Here is a 24,816-nt window from a genome sequence, read left to right as displayed (position 1 = left end):
GCCGGGCCGCGTCAGCCGCCCGGCCCGTTCATGCGTGCCGCGCGAGCGGATCGGCGTCCGGTGCCGGCGCCGCCTGCGCCGCGTCGAGCGGATCGTCGAGATCGCGGTTCAAGGTTTCCGGCATCCGCGACGTCGTGAACAGCGTGATCAGCGTCAGCAGCGCCAGGTACGCGGCGATCGGCACCCACGCGCGCACGCCGGCCGCATGGTCGCCGCCGTGCAGCGCGATCACGGTCGCGATGATCGTCGCGCCGACGAGCGGCGCGATCCCGCCCGCGAGCACCGCCGACACTTCACGCGAGAACGACACGCCCATGTAGCGATGGCGCGCGCCGAACAGTTCGGGCAGCAGCGCGGCCTGCGCGCCGAGCATCCCCCAGTTCGCGAAGCCCTGCGCGACCGAGATCGCGATCACGCTCGCGACCACGTTGCCGTGGCTGAAGATCCACCACACCGGGAATGCGAGCGCGAGCTGCAGCCACGCGAACGTGCGATACACGCGCACGCGGCCGAAACGGTCGCTCAGCCAGCCGGCCAGCGGCACCGTGCATGCGCCGACGGTCGCCGCGCACACCAGCGCGAGCGCACCGATCGGCCCCTTCATCCCGATCACGCCGGCGAGATAGCTGACCGCGAGCGCCTGGTAGATCGACGAGCCGCCGTTCTCGGCCACCCGCAGGCCGATGCCGATCAGCAGCGAGCGCTTCGAATGCTGCACGGCGCTCTTCAGCGGATTCGCCAGGACCTGCGCACGCTTCTCGAGCCGCACGAAGGTCGGCGACTCGTGCAGCCGCACACGCATGTAGATCCCGACTGCGACGATCACCGCGCTGAACAGGAACGGCACGCGCCAGCCCCAGCCGTCGGTCACGCGGTCGAGGTTCGCGAGCAGCAGGAAATAGACGGCCGCCGCCAGCACCGTGCCGAGCTGGATGCCGAGAAACGGCAGCGACGCATAGAAGCCGCGCTTGCCCGGCGGCGCATACTCGGTCATCAGCACCGCGGCGCCGGCCTGCTCCGCGCCCGCACCGAGGCCCTGCAGGATGCGCAGCAGGATCAGCAGCGCGGGCGCCCAGTAACCGGCCGTCGCGAAAGTCGGCAGCACGCCGATCAGCGTGCTCGCGACACCCATCAGCAGCACCGTCGCGGTCAGCACGAACTTGCGGCCGATCCGGTCGCCGAGCACACCGAACACGACGCCGCCGAGCGGGCGCACCGCGAAGCCGACGAAGTAGGTGCCGAAGCTCGCGATCAGCCGCATCTCGGCGGTCTGCGCGGGGAAGAACAGCGGCCCGAACACGAGGGCCGATGCGAGCGTGTACAACGCGAAATCGTAGTATTCGAGCGCGCTGCCGAGCGAGCAGGTCCATGCCGCGCGGTTGAGCTGCTTCGTGTCGACGCCGCGGCGCTCGACGGTCTCGCCCGGCGCAGCGGACCCTGCATCGTGCCGCGCGGGCGGCGGGGAAATGCGATCCATCGTTGTCTCCTGTCTCCTGCCTTCCGTTCCGGAACCCGGCCGCGTATCGCGCGGCCGGACATCGGCCCGCTCGTGCGGCGGGCTCTTCTGGGAATTCGGATGCCGGCGCAGCCGGCGCAACGGCACGCCGCGGGCGCGCCGCCGCTCAGACGGCGCTGGTCAAGCCGCCGTCGACGAACAGCGTCTGGCCGTTCACGAAATCGGATGCGGCCGACGCGAGGAAGATCGCCGCGCCGCACAGCTCGTCGACGCGCCCCCAGCGGCCGGCCGGCGTGCGCTTGCACAGCCAGTCCGAGAACGCTGCGTCGTCGACCAGCGCGCGGTTGAGTTCGGTTTCGAAATAGCCGGGCGCGAGGCCGTTCGCCTGGATGCCGTGGCGCGCCCAGTCGGCGCACATCCCCTTCGTCAGCATCCGCACCGCGCCCTTGGTCGCCGCGTACGGCGCGATCGTCGGCCGTGCGAGCTCGCTCTGCACCGAGCAGATGTTGATGATCTTGCCGCGGCCGCGCGCGATCATGTGCCGCGCGACGGCCTGCGCGACGTTGAACACGCCGTCGAGGTTCACGCGCATCAGCGCATGCCAGTCGTCGGGTTCGAACGCGTCGAGCGGTGCGCGGCGCTGGATGCCCGCGTTGTTCACGAGGATGTCGATCGCGCCGACGCGCGCCTCGAAATCGTCGATCGCCGCGCGCACCTGCGCGTGCTCGGCGACGTCGAATACCGCGTAGTCGGCCGTGAAGCCTTCCTCGCGCAGATGCCGCACGAGCGCTGCGGCCTTCTCCTCATTGCGATCGTTGATGACGATCGCCGCCCCCGCTTCGGCCAGCCCGCGGGCGAGCGTCAGCCCGATTCCGCGTCCGGAACCGGTAATCAGTGCGCGGCGGCCGTCGAGGCGGAACCGTTCAAGCGCTCGGGTCATGCGTGTCTCCTCGTGCCAGTCGAGCCGGCGGCCCATCGCGGCCGGTCTCGCGTTGACGGTATCTTCGGCTGTCGGCCGGGCGCCGCGCCAATGGTCTTTTTTGATCCGGTTATCATGAAACTTGATCACCGCCCTCGCCTGCCCGCCGCCCATGGAACTCAAGCAATTGCGCGCCTTCGTCACGCTCGCGGAAGAGCTGCATTTCGGGCGCGCCGCGCAGCGCCTGTTCATCGTGCAGCCCGCGCTGAGCATGCAGATCAAGGCGCTCGAGGAAGAACTCGGCGCGCGCCTGTTCGAGCGCGACCGGCACAAGGTCGAACTGAGCAATACGGGGCGCGTGTTTCTTCCCGAGGCGCGCGCCACGCTGCAGCAGGCCGCGCGCGCGGAACAGATGGCGCGGCTGTCGAGCCGCGGCGAGATCGGCACGCTGCGGATCGCGTTCGTGTCGTCGGTGCTGCCCGCGCTGCTGCCGGCCGTGCTGCGCACGATGCGCGAGCGCTATCCGCTGATCACGCTCGAACTGAAGGACCTGCCGACCCCCGACCAGATCGCCGCGCTGCGCGACCGGCGGATCGATTTCGGGATGATCCGGCTGCCGGCCGCGTATGCGGGCATCGACACGCGCGTGGTGCTGGAGGAAGGTTTCGTCGTCGCGCTGCCGCTCGACCATCCGCTCGCCGCGCACGATGCGATCGCGCCGGCCGCGCTGCGCGGCCAGCCCGCGTTCGTGCTCGCGCGCCGCTACGCGCCGGGCTTTCACGACGACATGCTGCTCGCGCTGAGCCGCGCGGGCACGACGCTCGAGATCGCGCAGGAGTTCGGGGAATTCACGACGATGCTCGCGCTCGTCGCGGCGGGGATGGGGATCGGGCTGATTCCGGCGGAGGCCGCCAGCGCGTTGCCGCCGAACGTGCTCGCGCGGCCGCTCGACCTGGCCGGGCATCGCACCGGCATCGGCCTTGCGTGGACCGACCTCGACAGCCCGCTGAAGCGCGCGTTCGTCGCGGCGCTCGAGCAGGTGACGGCAATATCGAGCCATAGCGGCGGGCAATAAAAAGCCCGGCCGGAAAAACCGGGCCGGGCTCGTTCGCTACGCAGGCCGCCTCGCAGCGGCCGCGCAACGTGCGGGATTACTTCGCGTTCGCAAACGCGACAGCCGTATCCAGCATGCGGTTCGAGAAACCCCACTCGTTGTCGTACCAGCTCGACACCTTCACGAGGCGGCCCGACACCTTGGTCAGCGTCGCGTCGAACGTCGACGAAGCCGGGTTGTGGTTGAAGTCGATCGACACCAGCGGTGCGTCGTTGTAGCCGAGGATGCCCTTCAGCGCGCCTTCCGAAGCTTCCTTCATGATCGCGTTGACTTCCTCGACCGTCGTGTCGCGCTTCGCGATGAACGACAGGTCGACGATCGACACGTTGATCGTCGGGACGCGGATCGCGTAACCGTCGAGCTTGCCGTTCAGTTCCGGCAGCACGAGGCCGACGGCCGAAGCAGCGCCCGTCTTCGTCGGGATCTGGCTGTGCGTGGCCGAACGCGCGCGGCGCAGGTCTTCGTGATAGACGTCCGTCAGCACCTGGTCGTTCGTGTACGCGTGGATCGTCGTCATCAGGCCGGTTTCGAGGCCGATCTTGTCGTTCAGCGGCTTGACGAGCGGCGCGAGGCAGTTCGTCGTGCACGATGCGTTCGAGATGACGGTGTGCTCGGCCTTCAGCACGTCATGGTTCACGCCGTAGACGATCGTCGCGTCGACATCCTTGCCGCCCGGTGCCGAGATGATCACCTTCTTCGCGCCGCCCTTCAGGTGCGCGCTCGCCTTTTCCTTCGTCGTGAAGAAGCCCGTGCATTCCATCACGACGTCGACGCCCAGCTCGCCCCACGGCAGTTCGGCCGGGTTGCGGTTCGCCAGCACGCGGATCTTGTCGCCGTTCACGACGAGGTAGTCGCCGTCGACCGACACTTCACCCGGGAACTTGCCGTGCGCGGTGTCGTACTGGGTCAGGTGTGCGTTGGTCTTCGCATCGCCCAGATCGTTGATCGCGACGATCTCGATGTCGTGCTTCTTGCCGTTCTCGTAGAACGCGCGCAGCGTGTTGCGGCCGATGCGGCCGTAGCCGTTGATTGCGACGCGAATCGTCATGGTCTATCTCCTGATGGCTGAAAAAATTCGTTTCGTGCAGCTTCACGGTGCGACGCGCGCGAGGGGTGGCGCGCGTCGCGTCTGTCTCTTTAGGCCAGCACGGCCTTGGCGGTCTCGACGACGTGCTCGACGGTGAAGCCGAAGTACTTGAACAGCACGCCGGCCGGCGCCGATTCGCCGAACGTGTCGATCCCGACGACGCCGCCTTCGAGGCCGACGTACTTGTGCCAGAAGCTCGTCACGCCCGCTTCGATCGCGACGCGGCGCACGCCGTGCGGCAGCACGCGCTCACGGTATTCGGCGTCCTGGCGGTCGAACACGTTGGTCGACGGCATCGACACGACGCGTGCCGCGATGCCTTGCTGCGCGAGCGGCTCGACGGCCTTCATCGCGAGTTCGACTTCCGAGCCCGTCGCGATCAGGATGATCTTGCGCGCGACGATCTCTTCGTCCCAGTCCTTCAGCACGTAGCCGCCCTTCTCGATGTTCGCGATCTGCGCATCGGTACGCGGGTTGAACGCCAGGTTCTGGCGGCTGAAGATCAGGCTCGACGGACGGTCGGCGGCAACCGCGTGGGTCCATGCGACGGCCGTCTCGACCGTGTCGGCCGGACGCCATACGTCGTGGTTCGGGATCAGGCGCAGGCTCGACACGTGCTCGATCGACTGGTGCGTCGGGCCGTCTTCGCCGAGGCCGATCGAGTCGTGCGTAAACACGAAGATCGACGGCACCTTCATCAGCGCGGCCACGCGCAGCGCGTTGCGGCTGTAGTCGGAGAACGTCAGGAACGTGCCGCCGAACGGCTTGTGGCCACCGTGCAGCGCGAGGCCGTTGATCGCGGCGCTCATGCCGAATTCGCGCACGCCGTAGTTGATGTGGTTGCCCAGCTTGACGCCCGGGCCTTCCGGATTCGCACGGACGGCCTTCGATGCCTTCCAGTTGGTCAGGTTCGAGCCGGTCAGGTCGGCCGAGCCGCCGAGCAGTTCGGGCAGCGCGGCAGCCAGGCCTTCGATCGCCTGCTGCGACGCCTTGCGGGTCGCCACCGTCTCGCCGCGCTCGTTCGCGCCGGCGATGATCGCCGCAGCCTTTTCGGCCCAGTCGGCCGGCAGCTGGTTGGCCATCCGGCGCTCGAATTCGGCGGCTTCTGCCGGGAATTTCGCGCGATAGGCCGCGAACGTCGCGTCCCATTCGGACTCGGCGCGCTTGCCGGCTTCCTTCGCGTCCCATGCCGCATAGACTTCCTGCGGAATCACGAACGGCTCCCAGGTCCAGCCGAGTGCCGCGCGCGTCTTCGCGATTTCTTCCGCGCCGAGCGCCGCGCCGTGCACGTCGTGGCCGCCGGCCTTGGTCGCCGCGCCCTGGCCGATCACCGTCTTGCAGCAGATCAGCGTCGGCTTGTCCGACAGCTTTGCCTTCGCGATGGCTGCGTCGACCGCGTCGACGTCATGGCCGTTCACGTTCGGGATCACGTTCCAGCCGTAGGCTTCGAAACGCTTCGGGGTGTCGTCGTGGAACCAGTTCACGACGTCGCCGTCGATCGAGATGCCGTTGTCGTCGTACAGCGCGATCAGCTTGTTCAGCTTCAGCGTGCCGGCGAGCGAGCAGGCTTCGTGCGAGATGCCTTCCATCAGGCAGCCGTCGCCGAGGAACACGTACGTGTGGTGATCGACGATCTTCGCGCCGTCACGGTTGAACTCGTCGGCCATCAGCGCTTCGCCGAGCGCCATGCCGACCGCGTTCGCGAGACCCTGGCCGAGCGGGCCGGTCGTCGTCTCGACGCCCGGCGTGATGCCGTATTCCGGGTGGCCCGGCGTCTTCGAGTGCAGCTGGCGGAAGTTCTTCAGCTCTTCGATCGGCAGGTCGTAGCCGGTCAGGTGCAGCAGCGAGTACAGCAGCATCGAGCCATGGCCGTTCGACAGCACGAAGCGGTCGCGGTCTGCCCAGTGCGGGTTCGTCGGGTTGTGCTTCAGATGGCGCGACCAGAGCGCGACGCCGATTTCGGCCATGCCCATCGGCATGCCGGGGTGGCCGGAGTTCGCTTGCTGGACGGCGTCCATTGCGAGCGCACGGATCGCGTTGGCCATCAGGGTGGTGGAGGCGGGAGACGAAGTCGTCATGTCGAGTCCGGAGAACGAGTCGAGGAAACGGGGGCACGGCGGCATCCGGAAGCTCGAGCGTCAATCGTTCCCGGCGCGCGGTGCGGCGCCTGACGGACGCGAAGCGGACGGAGCCTACGGACGGGGCTGCAAAGCTCGTCATTTTAACAGATGGGCTGACATTTCCCTTGTCGGCGAGTAGTGTTCCGGCACGGTTTTCCGTCAAACCGCCCGCCTCCTATAATTCAGACGTCGGAACTGCCAGCCCCGAGTGGCCCGCCCGTGAGCACGACTCTACTTTTCCACCCTACGCCCGACTCCGCCTACGGCTTCCCGAACGCCCGGCGGCTCGCGCACGTCGCGTCGCCGCACCAGCAGATCGAGGTCTGGGAAACCCCGCAGCTCGGCCGCCTGTTCACGCTGGACGGCCGACCGATGACGTCGGTCGGCGACGAGTACGTCTATCACGAGTGCATGACGCACCCGGCCGCGCTCGCGCATCCTTCGCCGCGCAAGGCGCTCGTGCTCGGCGGCGGCGACGGCGGTGCGGCGCGCCAGTTGCTCAAGCACGCGTGCATCGCGCGGATCGTGATCGCGGAACTCGACGACGAGGTGGTCGGGATGGCGCGCCGGTATCTCGACGACGTGCACCAGGGTGCGCTCGACGACCCGCGCGTCGAGGTCGTGATCGGCGACGCCGCGCATTTCGTCGAGTCGACCGTCGAGCATTTCGATCTCGTCGTGTTCGACCTCACGCCGCCCGATTCGCCGGCGGCCGGCCTCTATACCCGCGCGTTCTACGCGCGGCTCAAGCGGATCCTGACGCCGTGCGGCGCGATCTCGATGCACCTCGGCTCGCCGGTGTTCCACGCGGCGCGCATCGCCGCGCTGCTCGACGACCTGCGCGCGAGCTTCGCGGTCGTCGACCCGCTGTCCGCGCACGTGCCGCTGTATGGCTCGCAGTGGCTGATGGCGATCGCGAGCGACACGCTCGACGCGGCCGCGCTGTTCGCACACGACGTCGACGAACGGCTCGCGGCCCGCCGCGTCCAGGGCTTGCGCTACTACGACGCGCGGCTGCATGCGTCCCTCTTTGCCCTGCCGCGCGCGCTGCGCGATACACTGGGCGTTCGCCGCTGAACGTCCGCGCGGCCGCCTCGCTTCCGTTTTTCCATCGCGTCCCTGCAGGATTCGCGATGCATGGCACCGGGGCGGAACGTCCTGGACGCCGTGCCGCCCCCTGAACGAACGCCCGGGCATGGAATCAGAACACGTGCCCAAGCGCCCCCACAGGAGATTTTCATGACCGATCCACGTCCGGCCAACGTGCCTTGGTTGACACCCTACCTGGTCGTACGCAACGCGCGCGCGGCCATCGAGTTCTTCAAGGCCGCATTCGGCTTCACGGTACGCGACGTGCACGACGAAGACGGCGCGATCATGCACGTCGAGATGGCCTATCGCGGCCAGCTGATCGTGATGTTCGCGCCCGAAGGCGCGTTCGGCTCGCCCGCGCGTACGCCGAAAAGTGCGAACGCCACCGCGCCGCAATCGTTCTACCTGTATGTCGACGACGTCGACGCCACCTGGCAGCGCGCGCTCGACGCGGGCGCGAAATCGCTGAGCGCGCCGCAGGATCAGTTCTGGGGCGACCGGTTCGCGCAGATCGAGGACCTCGACGGCTACCGATGGGCGCTCGGGCGCCGTCTCGACGCATGACCCCACCCGTTACACGCATGAACGAAGCCACCACCACCGCGGCCGTGCCGCGCTTTTTCGTCGACGCGGCCCTGCGCGCCGACGCCACGCTCGCATTGCCGGCCGAGGTCGCGCGCCACGCACAGGTGCTGCGCCTGCAGCCCGGCGACGTGCTCGCGTTGTTCGACGGCACCGGCGGCCAGTACCGCGCGCGGCTCGTCGAGATCGACAAGCGCAGCGCGCTCGCGCAGATCGACACGTTCGAACCGGCCGAGGCCGAGCCGCCCTATCGCGTGACGCTCGCGCAAGGCATCGCCGGCGGCGACAAGATGGACTGGGTGATCGAGAAGGCCGTCGAACTCGGCGTAACGGCAGTCGTGCCGCTGTCGACCGCGCGCGGCGTCGTGAAGCTCGCCGGCGAGCGCGCGGACAAGCGCGTCGCGCATTGGCGTGGCGTCGTGCGCGCGTCGTGCGAGCAATGCGGGCGCAACCGCGTGCCCGACGTCGCGCCGGTCGCCGGCTTCAACACCTGGCTCGATACGCTGCCGGCGGCACCGGTCGACGGCGAACTGCGGCTGCTGCTGTCGCCGCGCGCGAGCATCCCGTTCGCGTCGCTGCCCGACACGCCGCCCGCTGCAACCGTCACGCTGCTGATCGGGCCGGAAGGCGGGCTGTCGCCCGACGAGGAAAATGCGGCCCGCGCACGCGGGTTCACCGCGCTGTCGCTCGGGCCCCGCGTACTGCGTACCGAGACGGCCGGCGCGGCCGTGCTTGCGGCGCTTGCGGCGCGCTGGGGCGGGTGGTGACGCGCGTCAGCGCGCGGCGCTCAACGGCTCGATGTCGATGACGCTGGAACCCTTGAGCGCCAATGCCAGCGCGTCGAGGCTCGCATCATCGAACGGGAAGGTCGTCGCGGTGACGCGCAACGGCGGCGTCGCCTGGATCGCCTTGATCAACGGACCGCGATAGCGCAGGTTCATCAGCATCGGCACGATCTGCGTGATTCCCACCGGCCGGCCGTCGTGCTGCACTGCGGCGGCATCGACCGTGTCATTCCAGCCCTGGATGAAGCCGCCGGCATCGATCCGCGTGTTCAGCTCGATCCAGCGCCGCTTTTTCTCGTCCGCGCTGTCGTCCGATGCGCGCAACGCGGCGGCCTCGCGGCTCACGTCGGCATCGTGCTTCGCACGCCACGCCATGTAGCCCAGCGCGAAGACCATGTTGTCCGGCAGGATGTCGCCGTCATGCACGACGTGGGACAGGCGTCGCGGCGCCTGGCTCTCGACGAAGGCGGGCGTCAGGATCCAGACGCTGCCGTTGCGCAACGCACCGGACGTCCGGCCGAGCGCGGGTTCGCCGCTGTCGACCGCGATGCGCGTCAGCAACCCGGCATCGACCAGTTCGTTCAGTTGGCCGGCCAGTGCCGGCGACGCGTGAATCGCACGGGCCACCGCCGCATACTGGTCCGGTGTCGAGCGCGTGCGCAACTCGCCAAGCAGCCGCTCGACCGCCGGATACGCGGCCTGCGCCGCCGGCGTCAGTGCCGGTTCGACCGCGGCGGCATCCGCTGTCGACGCGCCCCCGATCGAAGCGACGGCTGCGGCCACCAGCAGCCCCCGTGTGAAAAGGTTCATTGCCGACTCCCCTCGTTCGAATGTCCGGCACGCCGGCAACATGCACGGCGGCCCGAATGCTGCCGGTTAATTGGCGGCGTCGCCGTTCGCGTCACGCATCTGGCTCATCAGCGCGTTGACGACGGGCCGCAGCACCTGGGCGGGGGAATCCGCGATCCAGCCCTTGTCGTCCGTGCCATGCAGGTCGATCCGGCCCGTGATCGGCCGGCTCGTCGGCGCGTGGTCGAACACGGGTACCACGCCGTTCAGGAACGCCGCGAGATATGCCGCGCGCGCGTTGTCGTCTTCCGAGCGCGGCTCGTCGACCGTCTCCCGCAGCGCCCTCAAGCCAGGTTCCACCTCGGCGACGCGGCACGCGAATTCGACCGTCGCGATCGATTCGCCTTTCACGGATTCGTTCGGCTTCCGGGTCGAACCGGTGGCCTTGCACTCGGAACGCGCGAGCGCATGCTGAAATGACCCGATCGCCGCGGTGACCGGCCCGTTCACCGTTGTGCGTACCGTCGCCGGCACCTTGTTCAGGATGGAGGCGACGATCGTCCCGCTCAATTTGTCCGCGAGCTTCGCAACGGCCGCCACGTCGAGCACACCCTCGCCGTCGAAGTGCGTGCGCGTTGCGTCGTTGAACTGCTCGGCCTTCGACGCGTCGCCATTGACGAACGCGCCGAGATACAGATCGGTCGTCTGCTCCGGGGTCAGCACCGCGGCCTGGGCGGCTGGCGGGAGGCCAAGCGACAGTGCACACGCGGTCAGCGCGCACACGAGCGGATGGCACGCACGGGTGCGCGCCGCTGATCGGGTAGCGGTCATGGGGAAACGGCCCTCTCTCGAATGTTGGTCTGGTGTGATGCGCCCGGCGCGGCGGCGGCGCCCGGGCTGAGCGATTGTCGCGAAAAAAAGTGGGCGATGAAAGGTCCGTGTCGGATCGGGCCAAGCGCATGCAACCCGCGCAGGCGCAAAAAAGCCCGCTCGAAGCGGGCTTCCGAAGGATGATTCGCCGAATCGGCCGCTGGCCGACGTGCGCTTACGCGAACGAGTAGAACACGCGGAACGCGACCTTGCGCTCGGCCCAGAATTCGGCCGCCTCGCGGAACACGTCGAGCAGCGTCTCGCGCCCTTCCTTGTCGAACTTCTGCGCGATCGGCAGCCCTTCGAGGACGATCACGAAACCGGGCTGCGCGCCGGCCTTCGCGACGAGGTCGGTCAGGGAGTCGTACAGCGCGTCGTAGTTCTTCCCGAAATGCTTCGGGAACAGGAACGACGTCGCGATCGTTTCCATCACTTCCTGCTTCGACTGCGCGGCGCCGCAAAACGCATACAGGAAATGCTGGCCGAGCCGGCCGGCTTCGTCGGCAAGATCCTGCACGCGGAACGCGCGGATCGACTGCACGAGATTGGGTCGCACGGTCGTGAAAAGGCTCATAGGCTCCTCGTTCGATGAAAGCCCGGGCTCGGCTTCCTGTTGCTCCGGCGTGCTGCCAGCCTGCGCCGCCGCGTGCAGTTGAATCACGCGCTGAAACAGATTGCCGTCGCCGGCCGCGAACAGTTCCGCCGCCGCCGTTTCGTGCGCGTAGATGGAGTCGCTCATGCCATTCGTCCCGAAGTCATTCAACAATACGTTTAAAACTGTTGTAGTGGTCGCCCGTGTAATAACAGTTGTCGATCCGGCGCAATGGCCCGCCACAGACGATCCGGCGCGCCCCGCGATTGCGGGCACGCGGCGTCGGCACCGTGTATTCATGGTAGTAGCCGCGCTTCGCTTTTGGCAGGATCCGCTCGCGGTTGCCAAACACGACGCCGTCTTTCTCGTACGGATACGGACCGCCGGCGCCGATCAGGCCCAGCGTGGTCACGGCCTCGCGCGGAAGACGGGCGGTCGGAATCGTATCGAGCCCGCTCGCCGCCACGTCGGCCGGAACGGCCTCCCGTGCGTAAGCGGCGGAAACCAGACTGCCCGTCGGCGTGCCGACGATACCCATCGCGAACATCGCGAAGACGGACGCGAGCGCGCCGTTGCGGAGCCACTTGCGTGCCATGAACCAGGGTTCCCGCTGTTAAATCAAGTAGTTGACGACCAACAAAGGCGTTAGCGTAGCGTTATTGGCCGCGCGAATCAATGTCCGTTTGGGAATCGAAAGGCCAGTGATACCCGGAATTGCGCATTTTTTACCTAAATCACACTACATTTATCTTACATAGGATAAAATGCGGGCGGCATCTCTGGCATGGCAAGACTCTGCCTCCTTGCCACGCCGGCTACGCTGAGTGGAGAGAGATGCTGATGTTGCTTGAGGGAAGCGCGTTTGCGCCCTGCCCGCGGCGTGCCCATTGCGGGCACGCCTCTTTTTGCTTTTGTTTACAATTTCGCCCGACGCGCCACGCCGGTTCGACCGGCCTGGCGCGTTCGTTTTGGCTCAGCGCGTGGCGTTCACGTCGGCGACCAGCAGCGCCGCCATGTTGACGATGCGGCGAACGGTCGCCGATTCGGTCAGCACGTGCACCGGCTGCGCGGCGCCCAGCAGGATCGGCCCGATCGCGATGTTGTTGCCCGCGGCCGTCTTCAGCAGGTTGTACGCGATGTTCGCGGAGTCGATGTTCGGCAGGATCAGCAGGTTCGCTTCGCCTTCCAGCGTCGATTCCGGCAGGATTTCCTTGCGCAGCGCCGCGTCGAGCGCGACGTCGCCGTGCATCTCGCCGTCCACCTTCAGCTCCGGCGCACGTTCCTGCAGGATCGCGAGCGTATCGCGCATCTTCTTCGCAGAAGGGGCATTGCTCGTGCCGAAATTCGAGTGCGACAGCAGCGCGACCTTCGGCTCGATGCCGAAGCGGCGCACTTCTTCCGCCGCCATGATGGTGATCTCGGCCAGCTCTTCCGGGGTCGGATCGACGTTCACGTGCGTGTCGACGAGGAAAATCTGGCGGCCCGGCAGCACGAGGCCGTTCATTGCCGCGTACACGCTGCAGCCCGGGCGCTTGCCGATCACCTGGTCGATGAAGTGCAGGTGGCGGTGCGTGGTGCTGATCGTGCCGCAGATCATCCCGTCCGCTTCGCCCTTCTTCACCAGCATCGAGCCGATCAGTGTCGTGCGGCGGCGCATCTCGACGCGCGCGAGCTGCTCGCTGATGCCCTTGCGCGCCATCATCTTGTAGTACGTCTGCCAGAAATCGCGGTAGCGCTCGTCGTGCTCGGTGTTGACGACCGTGAAGTCGGTACCCGGCGTCAGGCGCAGGCCGTAGCGCTGGATACGGTGCTCGATCACCGACGGGCGGCCGATCAGGATCGGCTTCGCGAGTTTTTCGTCGACGATGATCTGAACGGCGCGCAACACGCGCTCTTCTTCGCCTTCCGCGAACACGACGCGCTTCTTCTCTTCCGGCGCGGCGCGCGCGATCTGGAAGATCGGCTTCATCGTCGTGCCGCTGTGATACACGAACTGTTGCAGGTGCTGCTTGTACGCGTCCATGTCCTCGATCGGGCGCGTCGCGACGCCGCCGTCCATCGCGGCCTGCGCGACGGCCGGCGCGATCTTCACGATCAGGCGCGGATCGAACGGCTTCGGAATCAGGTATTCGGGCCCGAACGACAGGTCCTGGATGCCGTACGCGGTCGCGACGATGTCGCTCTGCTCGTGCTGCGCAAGCTCGGCGATCGCGTTGACGGCCGCGATCTCCATTTCACGCGTGATCGTCGTCGCGCCGACGTCGAGCGCGCCGCGGAAGATGAACGGGAAGCACAGGACGTTGTTGACCTGGTTCGGGTAATCGGTGCGGCCCGTGGCCAGCACCGCGTCCGGCCGCACTTCGAGTGCGAGTTCCGGCAGGATTTCCGGCGTCGGGTTCGCGAGCGCGAGGATCAGCGGGCGCTCGGCCATGCCCTTCACCATCTCCTGCTTGAGCACGCCGGCAGCCGACAGGCCGAGGAAGATGTCCGCGCCGTCGATCACTTCGGCCAGCGTCCGGGCTTCCGTTTCGCGGGCGAAACGCTCCTTGTCCGGATCCATCAGCTCGGTACGGCCCTTGTAGACCACGCCCGCCAGGTCGGTCACGATGATGTTCTCGAGCGGCAGGCCGATGTCGACCAGCAGGTCGAGACACGCGAGCGCAGCCGCACCCGCGCCGGACGCGACGAGCTTGACCTTCTTGATGTCCTTGTTGACGACCTTCAGCCCGTTCGTGACGGCCGCGGCCACCACGATCGCGGTGCCGTGCTGGTCGTCGTGGAACACCGGGATCTTCATCCGCTTGCGCGCTTCGCGCTCGACGATGAAGCAGTCCGGCGCCTTGATGTCTTCCAGGTTGATCCCGCCGAAGGTCGGCTCCAGCGCGGCGATCACGTCCACCAGCTTGTGCGGATCCGACTCGTTCAGCTCGATGTCGAACACGTCGATGCCCGCGAACTTCTTGAACAGCACCGCCTTGCCTTCCATCACCGGCTTCGACGCGAGCGGGCCGATGTTGCCGAGACCGAGCACCGCCGTCCCGTTCGTGACGACGCCCACCAGGTTGCTGCGCGCGGTGAAGCGCGCCGCGTTGAGCGGATTCTCGACGATCTCCTCGCACGCGTACGCCACACCCGGCGAGTACGCGAGCGCGAGATCGCGCTGGTTGATCATCTGCTTGGTCGGGGCGATCGCGATTTTCCCGGGGGTCGGGAATTCGTGATAGTCGAGCGCGGCTTCGCGGAGTTTGGCTTTGGAGGAGGCTTGGGTAGACATGTGTCTCTTGGCGGGCGGATTAGAATGACTCTTCGACGGCATTGTAGCGCCAATCATCGGCCGCCAGACCGGCGATTCGGGTGCAACAGCCGCGACAAAATTGTACTGAACGGTGCAGGAACGGCGCCGCTCGCCTCGTACAATGCCGTTCCTTCCATCGTTTCGGATCCATCCGCCGTGCCAGCCGCCCTCTCCGAGTTTTCGCTGATCGAACGCTTCTTCACGCGCCGCGCCGCGCAGGGCGCCCGTGCGTCGACGCTCGGCATCGGCGACGACTGCGCGTTGATCACGCCCCGATCCGGGAAATTGCTGGCCATTTCGACGGACATGCTGGTGGAAGGCCGCCACTTCTTCCCCGACGTCGCGCCCGACGCGCTCGGCCACAAGACGCTCGCGGTCAACCTGTCCGACCTCGCGGCGATGGGCGCCGAGCCGCGCGCGTTCACGCTCGCGTGCGCGCTGCCGCGTGCCGACGCCGCGTGGCTGGAAGCGTTCAGCAACGGGCTGTTCGCGCTCGCCGAGCGCTACCGCTGCGAGCTGATCGGCGGCGACACGACGAGCGGCCCGCTGAACCTGTGCGTGACCGTGTTCGGCGAAGTCGCGCCCGACGCGGTGCTGCGGCGTGACGCCGCGCGCGACGGCGACGATGTCTGGGTGTCCGGCACGCTAGGCGATGCGCGCGCCGGCCTCGGCGTCGCGCGCGGCGAATGGACGGCCGGCGCGAACGAAGCGGCCGCGTTCCGGCGCGCGCTCGAGTACCCCGAACCGCGCATCGCGCTCGGCCTCGCGCTCGCGGGCGTCGCGCACGCGGCGCTCGATCTCTCGGACGGCCTCGCCGGCGACCTGCAGCACATCCTGGCCCGCTCGAACGTGCGCGCCGAGATCGATGCCGACGCGGTGCCGCGCTCGGCCGCGCTCGCGACGCTGCCGCCCGACGTGCAGCGCCGCTGCACGCTGGCCGGCGGCGACGACTACGAACTGTGCTTCACCGCGCCGGCGGCAGCCCGCGCGGCGGTCGAGGCGGCCGGCGTAACGGCCGGCGTGGCGGTCACCCGAATCGGTACAATACGCGCGTTGTTCGCACCGTCGGAGCCGCCCGCGATCGCGTGGCGCGACGCCGCCGGCGCGCCTCTCGCTCTCACGTTGCACGGCTTCGACCACTTCCATGCAGACTGACCCGACGCCCGCGCACACCGCGGCCGAGCCCGGCGCCGCATCCGGCGGCAACGCGCCGCGCCGCGCGACCGCGCGCTTCATGCTGTCGCACCCGGTGCACATCGTGTCGCTCGGCTTCGGCAGCGGGCTCGCGCCGATCATGCCCGGCACGTTCGGCTCGCTGTTCGGCTGGCTGACGTTCGTCGTGCTCAACCGCTACCTGACGGTGCCCGAATGGTGGGCGCTGATCGCGGCCGGCTTCGTGGCCGGCACATGGCTCACCGGTTTCACCGCGACGAAGATGGGTTCGGCCGATCCGGGCGCCGTCGTCTGGGACGAGATCGTCGCGATCTGGCTCGTGATGCTGTTCGTCACGCCCGCGACCTTCGTCGGCCAGCTGTGGGCGTTCGTCGCGTTCCGCTTCTTCGACATGCTCAAGCCGCCGCCGATCCGCTATGTCGAGCGCCGCCTGAAAGGCGGGCTCGGCATCATGGTCGACGACCTGGTCGCCGCGTTCATGACGCTGCTCGTGATCGCCCTGTGGCGCTCCGTCGTCGGCTGACCGACTTTCCGACTCCCGTTTCCCGACGCGCATGCCAACCGATTCCGTCGTCCATCAGCTTGCGATCCGCGCAGGCAACAAGCTGCGTGACGAGCACCTGACGCTCGCCACCGCCGAATCCTGCACCGGCGGCATGATCGCCGCGGCGATCACCGATATCTCCGGCAGCAGCCAGTGGTTCGAGCGCGGCTTCGTCACGTACTCGAACCAGGCCAAGATCGAGATGATCGGCGTGCCGCCCGACCTGATCGACAAGCACGGCGCCGTCAGCGAGCCCGTCGCGCGCGCGATGGCCGAAGGCGCGCTGCGCAACAGCCGCGCGCAGGTCGCGCTGTCCGTCACCGGCATCGCGGGCCCCGCCGGCGGCAGCGAGAAGAAGCCGGTCGGCACCGTGTCGTTCGGCTGGAGCAACCGGCTGCATACCGACGTCGAGACGCTCGTGTTCAAGGGCGACCGCGAACAGATCCGCACGCAGGCGGCCGCGCATGCGCTGCGCGGGCTGCTGAAGCTGCTCGACGAGCGCGAGGGCTGATCGCCGGGGGGCGCGCGCCGCGCCCCCGACTGCCCGCTTACTGGATCGCGTCGGGCTTCACGACGATCCAGTTCTTGTCCGCCGTCACCGGCAGGCCGAGCGACTTCTGCCGCGCGGCCGATTCATCCGACCACGCGCGGATCTGCGCCATCTGCTTGTCCTTCTTGTTCACCCACACGCGCACGCCGCCGCGCGCGACGTCGGTCGCGTTCAGCAGCATGTAGCCGTCGGACGTCGGCGTGTCGCCCGCGACGAGCACCGGCTTCTTCCACTGGTCGATCCAGCCGACGATCGAGCCGAGCTTGCCTTCGTACCACGTCATCGGGTTCATCAGGAACGGCGTGATCACCAGGCTGCGGTTCGCGGCCTCGTCGTACTTGCCGGCCTTGATCTGCAGCCGCGAGGTGGTCAGCGCGCCGGTCGCCGGGTTGCGCAGCAGCGTCGTCACGCCGATCACGTTCTGCGGCTTCACGTTGTAGCCGTACTTCGGGTCGGACAGCACGAGCCGCGCGAGCTCCTCATGGGCGGCCGTCATCACGTAGACCTCGATCCCGTTCTCGCGCAGCGCGTTGTACAGCTCCTGCATCCCGCGGAAGAAACGCGGCGGGTTCACCGTGCCGTCGACCACCTTGTCGCCCTGCCAGTAGCGGATCGGGATCGGCTTGCCGTCGGCGAGCATCGCGTCGACGTGGCGCTTCAGGTCGGCCAGCGACAGCCCGGCGAACGCCTGCGCGATCCACGGGTAGCAGACCAGGTCGTCGATCTCGCACAGCCGGTAGTAATAGCTCGTCAGCGATTCCCGGTAGTCGGCGGAATCCTTGAACGGGATCAGCTTCAGCGACGGGTCGAGCGTGTCGCGCGTCAGCACGCCGCGGTTCTCGAGGTACGGCAGCAGCGACTCCTCGAGGTCGTAGCGGTAGGTCGTGTTGTCGGCGTCGAACACCGCGTAGTCGCCGCGGTGCGCGTGCGCGGCGATCATCGCGTTCAGCGCCTTCGCGCTGTCGGCCGGCCAGTGCGAGAGATCCGCCGCATGGGCGAAGCTCATGCACAACGACGCGGCAAGCGCGCTCAGAAGACGTCGGGACAGCTTGGGCATGGCGTCGCTCCTTTCTTGACATTTTCGTGACGGATCGATGACAAGCGGGAGCATCGCGCGATTGGCGCGCGGGGATGCGGTGCGGAAGCGACGGGAAGTTGTCCGCGTGCGCCAGCGCGGGCCGGACGGGCGGAGGAGCGGAAAAACGGGAGAAGAGCGCCGGGCTCGCGCGTGGGAGCCCGCCGGAACCGGCTGCCCGGACAGGCAACCGGTGCAACCGATCAACGATGCGCGTTGATCGTGTCGCGCGTCTTCTGCGCGGCGAGCGCCGCGGCTTCGGCGAAATCCTCGCCCTTGCTCGCGTACAGGATCGCGCGCGACGAGTTGATCATCATGCCGGTGCCGTCGGCCGTGCGGCCCGCGTTGACGGTCGCCTGCACGTCGCCGCCCTGCGCGCCGATGCCGGGAATCAGCAGCGGCATGTCGCCGACGATCCCGCGCACGATCTCGATTTCCTTCGGGAACGTCGCGCCGACCACGAGGCCGAGCTGGCCGTTCCTCGCGTTCCACTTGTTCGCCGCGAGGTCGGCGACGACCTGGTACAGCGGCCGGCCGTTGGTGTCGAGGAACTGCAGGTCGGAGCCGCCCGGGTTCGACGTGCGGCACAGCACGATCACGCCCTTGCCTTCGTGCTCGAAGTACGGCTCGACCGAGTCGTAGCCCATGTACGGGTTCACCGTGACGGCGTCCGCGCGGTAGCGCTCGAACGCTTCGCGCGCGTACTGCTCGGCCGTGCTGCCGATGTCGCCGCGCTTCGCGTCGAGGATCACCGGCAGGCCCGGATGCTGGAGGTGGATGTGCGCGATCAGCCGCTCGAGCTGGTCTTCCGCGCGATGCGCGGCGAAGTAGGCGATCTGCGGCTTGAACGCGCTCGCGTATTGCGCGGTTGCGTCGACGATCTGCCGGCAGAATTCGAAGATCGCATCGGGCTGGCCGTCGAACTGCACGGGAAAGCGCGACGGCTCGGGATCGAGGCCGACGCACAGCAGCGAATTGGTGCGCTGCCACGCGGCGCGCAGCGATTCGATGAAAGTAAGCGGGGAAGACATGGCGGGTACTCGCGGCAAACCGTTGGTAGACCGCGTATTTTACCCGCGTCGCCGGCGCGCCTCGCGCGAAGCCGCATTGCCGCGCGCATCGGCGCGCTCGACGGTGAACGCGAAACGCCGCGTGAGCCGCTCGCCGGGCGCGAGCAGCGTCATCCCGTGCGCGGTCGCGCCGCCCGGCAGGTTCACCGCATTGATCGGATGATCGACCGGCTCGAAGCAGAAGAAATCCTCGCCGGGCGGCGTATAGAGCACGTACGCGTCGGCGTCGGCCGCCACCGTCAGCGACAGCCCGCGGCGCGGCCAGCTCACCGTCGCGTGGCCGCCCCAGCCGGTGAACGCATGATTGACGAGCGCGGCCGGCAGCGGATACGCGACGCCGAACTGCCAGGCCGGCGGCACGCTCACGTGCCGCACCGGCAGGAAATCCGCGCCCGACAGCCACAGCCCGCCGGCAGCCGCGGCCAGTTCGGTCGCGGTATCGCGCACGAGGAACGGATGCACGCCGAGCCCGAACGGCAGCCGCGCACGCCCCGCGTTCTCGATCGTCAGCGCGATCGACAGCGTCGCGTCATCGAGCTCGAACGACTGGATCGCGCGGAACGCATACGGCGCGCCGGCGGTGCGATCGAGCGACAGTTGCAGCGACGTGCCGGTCGCATCGTCCACCTGCCACCGCGCGAGCCAGCCGTCGCCGTGAATCGGCAGCGGCTCGTCGCGGCGATTGCGCGGCACCGCGACCTTGCGCCCGTCGCACTCGAACCGCCCGTCGCCGATCCGGTTCGAGTAAGGCAGCAGCGGATAGCACGCGAGCTCGTTCGGGTCCGTCGCCGTCTCCGGGTGCTCGCAGCGGCGGAACACCGGCATCAGCGCGCCGTTGTCGCCACGCCAGTCGAAGCGCGCGATGCCGCCGCCGAGATGCGGCAGCACGTCGAGCCGCAGCAACGCATTCGACAGCGTGACGGCCGCCGCATGCGCGGCGCCGACGCCCTGCGCGAAGGCTGCTGTCTGCGGGCCGGGGCTGACCGGCTGCGCGGCGGCGGCCAGGCGCGCGCGGCGCGACTGGCTGGTGGACGACGATGCGCTCGAGGACGTGGCGGTCATGGTGAACTCCTTTCCTTCGTCGAAGAATCGATGCGGGTCGTGCGAACGGTCAGGCCCAGCCGCCGTCGACGATCACGTCCTGCGCGGTGATCATCCGGCTGTCGTCGGCCGCGAGGAACAGCGCCATCCGCGCGAGATCGGCGGGCAGCAGTTCGGCATCGAGGCACTGGCCGGCCTTGATCGCCGCGCGGCCCGCGTCGTCGAGCCACAGCCGGCGCTGCTTGTCGGTCATCACCCAGCCGGGCACCAGCGAATTCACGCGGATGCCGAACGGGCCGAGGTCGCGCGCGAGGCCGCGCGTCAGCCCCTGCACGGCCGCCTTCGCCATCACGTAGACGGGATAGCCGCCGTTCTTCAGCATCCAGCTGATCGAGCCGAGATTGACGATCGCGCCGCCGCCCTGCCGCTTCATGTCGTCGATCACCGCCTGCGCGGCGAAGAACTGGTGACGCAGGTTCACCGCGATGCCCGCGTCGAACGATTCGGGCGTCACGTCGCCGATCGCGTGGCGCGTGTCGTTCGCCGCGTTGTTCACGAGCACCGCGATCGCACCGATACGCGCGCGGATCGCGTCGATCGCATGGCGCAGCGCGTCGATGTCGGTCAGGTCGCACTGGAGGAACAGCGGCGCATGGCGTACGTGCGCGAGGCGTTCCGCGAGCGCGGCACCGGCCGCCGCGTCGAGGTCGACGAACGCGACGCGCGCGCCCTGCTCGGCGAAGTGTTCGACGAACGCCGCGCCGATGCCGGTCGCGCCGCCCGTGATCAGCACCGCGCGATCCTCGAGGCTCGGGTAGCGTGCATAGCGCGCGTGGCTCGCGGTGTGCGGGTCGTGCGCGGAAGTGTCGATGGTCATGCGGTTCGTCTCCGTAAAAGCGGATCGGGTCAGTCGCGGACGCCGCGGTTCTTCAACTGGTCGAGCAGCACGGCCGCGAGCAGGATCGCGCCGCGCACGAGGTACTGGTAGAACGCATCGATGTTCAGCAGGTTCATCACGTTCTCGACGGTGCCCATGATCAGCACGCCGATCACGACGCCCGAGATCGTCGCGCGGCCGCCCATCAGCGACACGCCGCCGAGCACGCACGCGGAGATCACGTTCAGCTCGAAACCCTGCGCGGCGTTCGGCTGGCCCGACGTGATGCGCGATGCGAGGATCACGCCCGCGAGCGCCGTCACCGCACCCTGGATCAGGAAGATGTACACGCGCGTGCGTTCGACGTTGATCCCCGCGAGCCGCGAGGCTTCCGGGTTGCCGCCGATCGCGAGCGTGTTGCGGCCGTAGACCGTCTGGTTCAGCAGCACGCCGAACGCGATGAAGCACAGCAGCGTGACCCAGATCGGCAGCGACACGCCGAAGAGCGACAGCCCGCCGAGCGCGATGAACGTATCCGACGACACACCGACCGCCTGCCCCTTCGACACGATGAAGCCGAGCCCGCGCACGATCTCCATCGTCGCGAGCGTCGTGATCAACGCGTTGATGCGCAGGTACGCGATCACCGCGCCGTTCACGAAGCCGATCGCGGCGCCGGCCGCGACCGCCGCGATGATCGCGACGAACGTGTTGTCGGTCGCGTTCAGCACCATCGCGCACAGCACGCCGGAGAACGCGACGGTCGAGCCGATCGACAGGTCGAAGTCGCGCGACGCGAGGCAGAACATCATCGTGCACGCGACCATGCCGATCTGCGAGATCGACAGCGCGAGGCCGAGCATGTTGTCGATCGAGAAGAAGTGATCGACGGTCAGCGACATCGTGATGAACATCACCGCGAAAATCGCGATCAGGCTGTATTCGGTCAGATGCTGCCACCACTTCTGGCGGTCGCTCTGCTGCGGCACCAGCGCGTCGGCCGACGGCTTCACGGCGGCGCTGCCAAGGTTTTCGTTGACTTGCATGATTGAGTCTCCTGCTCCTGCATCGCACGGCCCGCGCCGTGCCTGTCCGATTCGATTGTCGTGTGCTGCGTCAGGCCGCCTCGACGGCGCTCGTCTGCGGCAGCGCCAGGCTCAGCACCGCATGCTCGTTCGCCTGTTCGCGCGGCAGCTCGCCCGCGATCCGGCCCTCGCGCATCACGACGATGCGGTCGGACACGCCGAGCACTTCCGGCAGCTCCGACGACACCATCACGATCGCGCAGCCGCGTTCCGCGAGCCGGTAGATCACGTCGTAGATCTCGTGCTTCGCGCCGACGTCGATCCCGCGCGTCGGCTCGTCGAGGATCACGACCTTCAGGTCGGGCTCCGCGAGCCAGCGCGACAGGATCGCCTTCTGCTGGTTGCCGCCCGACAGGAAGCGGATCTTCTGGCGCCGGCTCGGCGTCTTGATCTTGAGCCGCTGGATGAAGCGGTCGGCCGTTTCGCTTTCGGCCTTGCGGTTGATGAAGAGCCCCGCGCGCAGCGAATGGCGGCGGCAGCTGATGTTGATGTTCTCCGCGACCGACGCGATCGCGATGATCCCCTCTTCCTTGCGGTCCTCGGGGCACAGCACGATGCCGTGGCGGATCGCGTCGCCGGTGCGCTTCACGTCGATGCGCGCGCCGTCGAGCGTCAGCACGCCCGCGCGCCGGTGATCCGCGCCGTACACGAGCCGCATCAGCTCGCTGCGGCCCGCGCCGACGAGCCCGAAGAAACCGACGATCTCGCCCGCGCGCACCGAGAAGCTCGCGGGTTCGCGCAGTGCCGGGCCGTCGATGCCTTCGGCCGCGAAGCGCACGTCGCCGAGCGCACGCGGCGCGTAATGATAGATATCCGAAATCTCGCGCCCGACCATCTCGGCGACGAGCCGTTCGCGCGGCACGTCGCCGAGCGATTCGTGCGACGCGATCTTGCGCCCGTCGCGGAAGATCGTGCAGGCGTCGCACAGCCGGTAGATCTCGTCCATCCGGTGCGAGATGTAGATCAGCGCGCGGCCCTGCGCACGCAGGTCGGCGACGAGCTTGAACAGCACTTCGGTCTCGCGATGCGACAGCGAGCTGGTCGGTTCGTCGAGCGCGATCACGCGCGCATTGCGCATCAGCGCCTTGCAGATCTCGACCATCTGCCGCTGCGCGATCGACAGCCGCCCGAGCCGCGCATCGGGATCGAGATCGACGCCCATCGCGGCGAGCCGCTCGCGCACGAAGCGCTTCGCCTCGCGCTTCCTCACCCAGCCGAACGCATTCGGCAGGCGGCCGAGCAGCAGGTTTTCCGCGACCGTCAGGTCGGGCACGTACTGCAGCTCCTGGTGAATCACCGCGATGCCGGCCGCGATCGACGCGGCCGCACTCGCGAACTGCACGGGCTGGCCGTCGACCAGCACGCTGCCCGCATCGGGCTGGTATTCGCCGCCGAGAATCTTCAGCAGCGTCGACTTGCCCGCGCCGTTCTCGCCCATCAGGCCATGCACCTCGCCCGCATGCACGTCGAACGAGATGCCGTCGAGTGCGCGCACGCCGGGAAAGACCTTGCCGATATTGTCAAAACGCAGTGCCGCTGACACGTCGTCTCCCTACTCTTGCAGATCCATCGATCGCCGGCTGCCGCGTGGCCGCCGCAGCCGGCAAGCCGCTTACTTCGACGCGAGCCCCATCTCGTCGCGCACCTTCGACACGTTGTCGCGCGTCGCGAGCATGCCGGTCGTCAGCGTCAGCGCCGGCGGCGCCTTGCCCTGCGTGATCCACGTGTACATCAGGTCCGAGGTTTCCTCGCCGTGGCGCTTCGGGCTGATGATCACGGTGCCGTAGAAGCCCGTCGGCTGCGGCTTCTTGAACTCGTTCAGCGCCGAATCGGAGCCGCCGATGCCGATGCCGATCATGTTGTCCGCCTTGAAGCCGCGCCCTTCCGCCGCGCGCACCGCACCGAGCACCGCTTCGTCGTTCAGGCCGTACGCCACCCAGTGCTTGAACTGCGGATTCTTCGTGAGTGCGATGTTCGCCGCGTTGAAGGCGTTCTCGGTGTCGGTCTTCGCCTGCGGCGCCGCGATCACGTTCGCCTTCGGGAAGCCGGCGGCCACCAGCGCGTCGGTCGCGCCGCTGGTGCGGTCATGCGCGGTCGGCAGCTGCTCGTAGGTGATGTCGATCGCGCCGACGTCCTTCATGTCCCAGCCGCGCTTCTTGATCTCGGCCGCGATGCCGTCGCCGACCTGCTTGCCGATGTTGTACGCGGAGATCCCCATGTGCGGGACCGCCTCGATCGGCTTGCCCGCGCCGTCGACGAGGCGGTCGTCCACCGTCATCATCTTCAGGTTGTGCGACTTCGCCTTCGCGACGATGCCCGGCCCGAGCTTCACGTCGGGCGTGCAGATGATGAAGCCCTGCGCCTTCTGCGCGGACAGGTTGTCGATCGCGCTCATCACCTTTTCACCGGACGGCGCGCCGATCTTCACGAGCGTGAAGCCCTTCTGCTTCGCCGCGATTTCGGCGAACTTCCACTCGTCCTGGAACCACGGCTCTTCCGGCTGCTTCACGAGGAAGCCGATCTTGACCGGATCGGCCGCGTGCACGACGGGGCTCCCGATCACCACCGCGGCCGCGGCCGCCAGCGTTACGAACGTTCTGCGTTTCATCTCCAGTGTCTCCTTGTCTTCATCGAACAGGATGCAGCCGCTTGTTGGTTTCGACGCAGCGTGCGCGCGGCCGTCGCACGTGCGGTCTTTCG

At 68.0% G+C, this 24,816-nt stretch carries 23 protein-coding genes; 7 read left to right on the top strand and 16 right to left on the bottom strand.

Translation table 11 applies throughout. The features are described 5' to 3' along the window. Positions 1 to 28 precede the first annotated feature (28 nt). Entirely contained in the window at positions 29 to 1,477 is a 1,449-nt protein-coding gene (locus CFB45_RS03015) for an MFS transporter (protein WP_089424472.1), read from the bottom strand. A gap of 145 nt (positions 1,478 to 1,622) precedes the next feature. After that, complete coding sequence (locus CFB45_RS03010) at positions 1,623 to 2,396, bottom strand: SDR family NAD(P)-dependent oxidoreductase (RefSeq protein ID WP_089425840.1); 774 nt, start codon at positions 2,394 to 2,396, stop codon at positions 1,623 to 1,625. Between the two features lie 151 nt (positions 2,397 to 2,547). On the opposite strand from CFB45_RS03010, the gene CFB45_RS03005 reads away from it, so the two are divergent. Beyond that, positions 2,548 to 3,450, top strand: a complete 903-nt coding sequence (locus tag CFB45_RS03005) for a LysR substrate-binding domain-containing protein (RefSeq protein WP_089424471.1) — start codon at positions 2,548 to 2,550, stop codon at positions 3,448 to 3,450. Positions 3,451 to 3,526: 76 nt separating this feature from the next. On the opposite strand, the gene gap is transcribed toward CFB45_RS03005, so the two are convergent. After that, the gene (gap, locus tag CFB45_RS03000; protein WP_059500962.1) at positions 3,527 to 4,537 is read right to left on the bottom strand and encodes a type I glyceraldehyde-3-phosphate dehydrogenase; all 1,011 of its coding nucleotides are present in this window, start codon (positions 4,535 to 4,537) and stop codon (positions 3,527 to 3,529) included. 89 nt (positions 4,538 to 4,626) lie between these two features. Continuing rightward, on the bottom strand, positions 4,627 to 6,699 hold the full coding sequence (gene tkt / locus CFB45_RS02995; protein ID WP_089424470.1) for a transketolase: 2,073 nt from the start codon (positions 6,697 to 6,699) through the stop codon (positions 4,627 to 4,629). 216 nt (positions 6,700 to 6,915) lie between these two features. Between tkt and speE the strand changes: the two genes are divergently transcribed. From speE to CFB45_RS02980, 3 genes are all read left to right on the top strand, one after another. Beyond that, a complete protein-coding gene (speE, locus tag CFB45_RS02990; RefSeq protein ID WP_089424469.1) occupies positions 6,916 to 7,773 on the top strand; it encodes a polyamine aminopropyltransferase in 858 nt (285 codons plus the stop codon). 162 nt (positions 7,774 to 7,935) lie between these two features. After that, complete coding sequence (locus CFB45_RS02985) at positions 7,936 to 8,352, top strand: VOC family protein (protein WP_089424468.1); 417 nt, start codon at positions 7,936 to 7,938, stop codon at positions 8,350 to 8,352. Positions 8,353 to 8,369: 17 nt separating this feature from the next. Then, positions 8,370 to 9,137 carry a 16S rRNA (uracil(1498)-N(3))-methyltransferase gene (locus CFB45_RS02980; RefSeq protein ID WP_089424467.1) on the top strand — a complete coding sequence of 256 codons (768 nt, stop codon included), beginning with the start codon at positions 8,370 to 8,372 and terminating at the stop codon, positions 9,135 to 9,137. A gap of 6 nt (positions 9,138 to 9,143) precedes the next feature. On the opposite strand, the gene CFB45_RS02975 is transcribed toward CFB45_RS02980, so the two are convergent. The 5 genes from CFB45_RS02975 to CFB45_RS02955 form a co-directional block, all read right to left on the bottom strand. Continuing rightward, positions 9,144 to 9,965: a hypothetical protein gene (locus tag CFB45_RS02975; RefSeq protein WP_089424466.1), complete on the bottom strand. Its 822-nt coding sequence runs from the start codon at positions 9,963 to 9,965 to the stop codon at positions 9,144 to 9,146. 66 nt (positions 9,966 to 10,031) lie between these two features. Beyond that, complete coding sequence (locus CFB45_RS02970) at positions 10,032 to 10,775, bottom strand: hypothetical protein (protein WP_089424465.1); 744 nt, start codon at positions 10,773 to 10,775, stop codon at positions 10,032 to 10,034. 214 nt (positions 10,776 to 10,989) lie between these two features. After that, on the bottom strand, positions 10,990 to 11,553 hold the full coding sequence (locus CFB45_RS02965; protein ID WP_089424464.1) for a barstar family protein: 564 nt from the start codon (positions 11,551 to 11,553) through the stop codon (positions 10,990 to 10,992). Positions 11,554 to 11,569: 16 nt separating this feature from the next. Continuing rightward, the gene (locus CFB45_RS02960) at positions 11,570 to 12,001 is read right to left on the bottom strand and encodes a ribonuclease domain-containing protein (RefSeq protein ID WP_031398890.1); all 432 of its coding nucleotides are present in this window, start codon (positions 11,999 to 12,001) and stop codon (positions 11,570 to 11,572) included. A 378-nt stretch (positions 12,002 to 12,379) separates the two neighbouring features. After that, positions 12,380 to 14,722, bottom strand: a complete 2,343-nt coding sequence (locus CFB45_RS02955; RefSeq protein ID WP_301777649.1) for an NADP-dependent malic enzyme — start codon at positions 14,720 to 14,722, stop codon at positions 12,380 to 12,382. 135 nt (positions 14,723 to 14,857) lie between these two features. Between CFB45_RS02955 and thiL the strand changes: the two genes are divergently transcribed. Genes thiL through CFB45_RS02940 form a run of 3 tightly spaced genes read left to right on the top strand, consistent with a single transcriptional unit; the run spans position 14,858 to position 16,929 of the window. Next, complete coding sequence (gene thiL / locus CFB45_RS02950) at positions 14,858 to 15,856, top strand: thiamine-phosphate kinase (RefSeq protein WP_089424462.1); 999 nt, start codon at positions 14,858 to 14,860, stop codon at positions 15,854 to 15,856. Then, positions 15,846 to 16,397, top strand: a complete 552-nt coding sequence (locus CFB45_RS02945; protein ID WP_089424461.1) for a phosphatidylglycerophosphatase A family protein — start codon at positions 15,846 to 15,848, stop codon at positions 16,395 to 16,397. The genes thiL and CFB45_RS02945 overlap by 11 nt, the downstream gene beginning before the upstream one ends. A 31-nt stretch (positions 16,398 to 16,428) precedes the next feature. Further along, complete coding sequence (locus CFB45_RS02940; protein ID WP_034186407.1) at positions 16,429 to 16,929, top strand: CinA family protein; 501 nt, start codon at positions 16,429 to 16,431, stop codon at positions 16,927 to 16,929. Positions 16,930 to 16,966: 37 nt separating this feature from the next. Here CFB45_RS02940 and CFB45_RS02935 read toward each other — a convergent pair whose 3' ends face one another. The 7 genes from CFB45_RS02935 to CFB45_RS02905 form a co-directional block, all read right to left on the bottom strand. Then, a complete protein-coding gene (locus CFB45_RS02935) occupies positions 16,967 to 18,025 on the bottom strand; it encodes a phosphorylcholine phosphatase (RefSeq protein WP_089424460.1) in 1,059 nt (352 codons plus the stop codon). A gap of 221 nt (positions 18,026 to 18,246) precedes the next feature. Next, the gene (gene pyrF, locus CFB45_RS02930; protein ID WP_050013849.1) at positions 18,247 to 19,074 is read right to left on the bottom strand and encodes an orotidine-5'-phosphate decarboxylase; all 828 of its coding nucleotides are present in this window, start codon (positions 19,072 to 19,074) and stop codon (positions 18,247 to 18,249) included. A 39-nt stretch (positions 19,075 to 19,113) separates the two neighbouring features. Next, positions 19,114 to 20,175: an aldose 1-epimerase gene (locus tag CFB45_RS02925; protein ID WP_089424459.1), complete on the bottom strand. Its 1,062-nt coding sequence runs from the start codon at positions 20,173 to 20,175 to the stop codon at positions 19,114 to 19,116. 49 nt (positions 20,176 to 20,224) lie between these two features. After that, complete coding sequence (locus CFB45_RS02920) at positions 20,225 to 21,031, bottom strand: SDR family NAD(P)-dependent oxidoreductase (protein WP_089424458.1); 807 nt, start codon at positions 21,029 to 21,031, stop codon at positions 20,225 to 20,227. A gap of 29 nt (positions 21,032 to 21,060) precedes the next feature. Continuing rightward, entirely contained in the window at positions 21,061 to 22,077 is a 1,017-nt protein-coding gene (araH, locus tag CFB45_RS02915; protein ID WP_011350896.1) for an L-arabinose ABC transporter permease AraH, read from the bottom strand. Positions 22,078 to 22,147: 70 nt separating this feature from the next. Further along, positions 22,148 to 23,659 carry an L-arabinose ABC transporter ATP-binding protein AraG gene (araG, locus tag CFB45_RS02910; RefSeq protein ID WP_089424457.1) on the bottom strand — a complete coding sequence of 504 codons (1,512 nt, stop codon included), beginning with the start codon at positions 23,657 to 23,659 and terminating at the stop codon, positions 22,148 to 22,150. A 69-nt stretch (positions 23,660 to 23,728) separates the two neighbouring features. Next, complete coding sequence (locus CFB45_RS02905) at positions 23,729 to 24,724, bottom strand: arabinose ABC transporter substrate-binding protein (RefSeq protein ID WP_069247093.1); 996 nt, start codon at positions 24,722 to 24,724, stop codon at positions 23,729 to 23,731. Positions 24,725 to 24,816 lie beyond the last annotated feature (92 nt).

This window comes from Burkholderia sp. HI2500 (assembly GCF_002223055.1).
Classification (GTDB): domain Bacteria; phylum Pseudomonadota; class Gammaproteobacteria; order Burkholderiales; family Burkholderiaceae; genus Burkholderia.
This window is presented reverse-complemented; position numbering and strand designations above follow the sequence as displayed.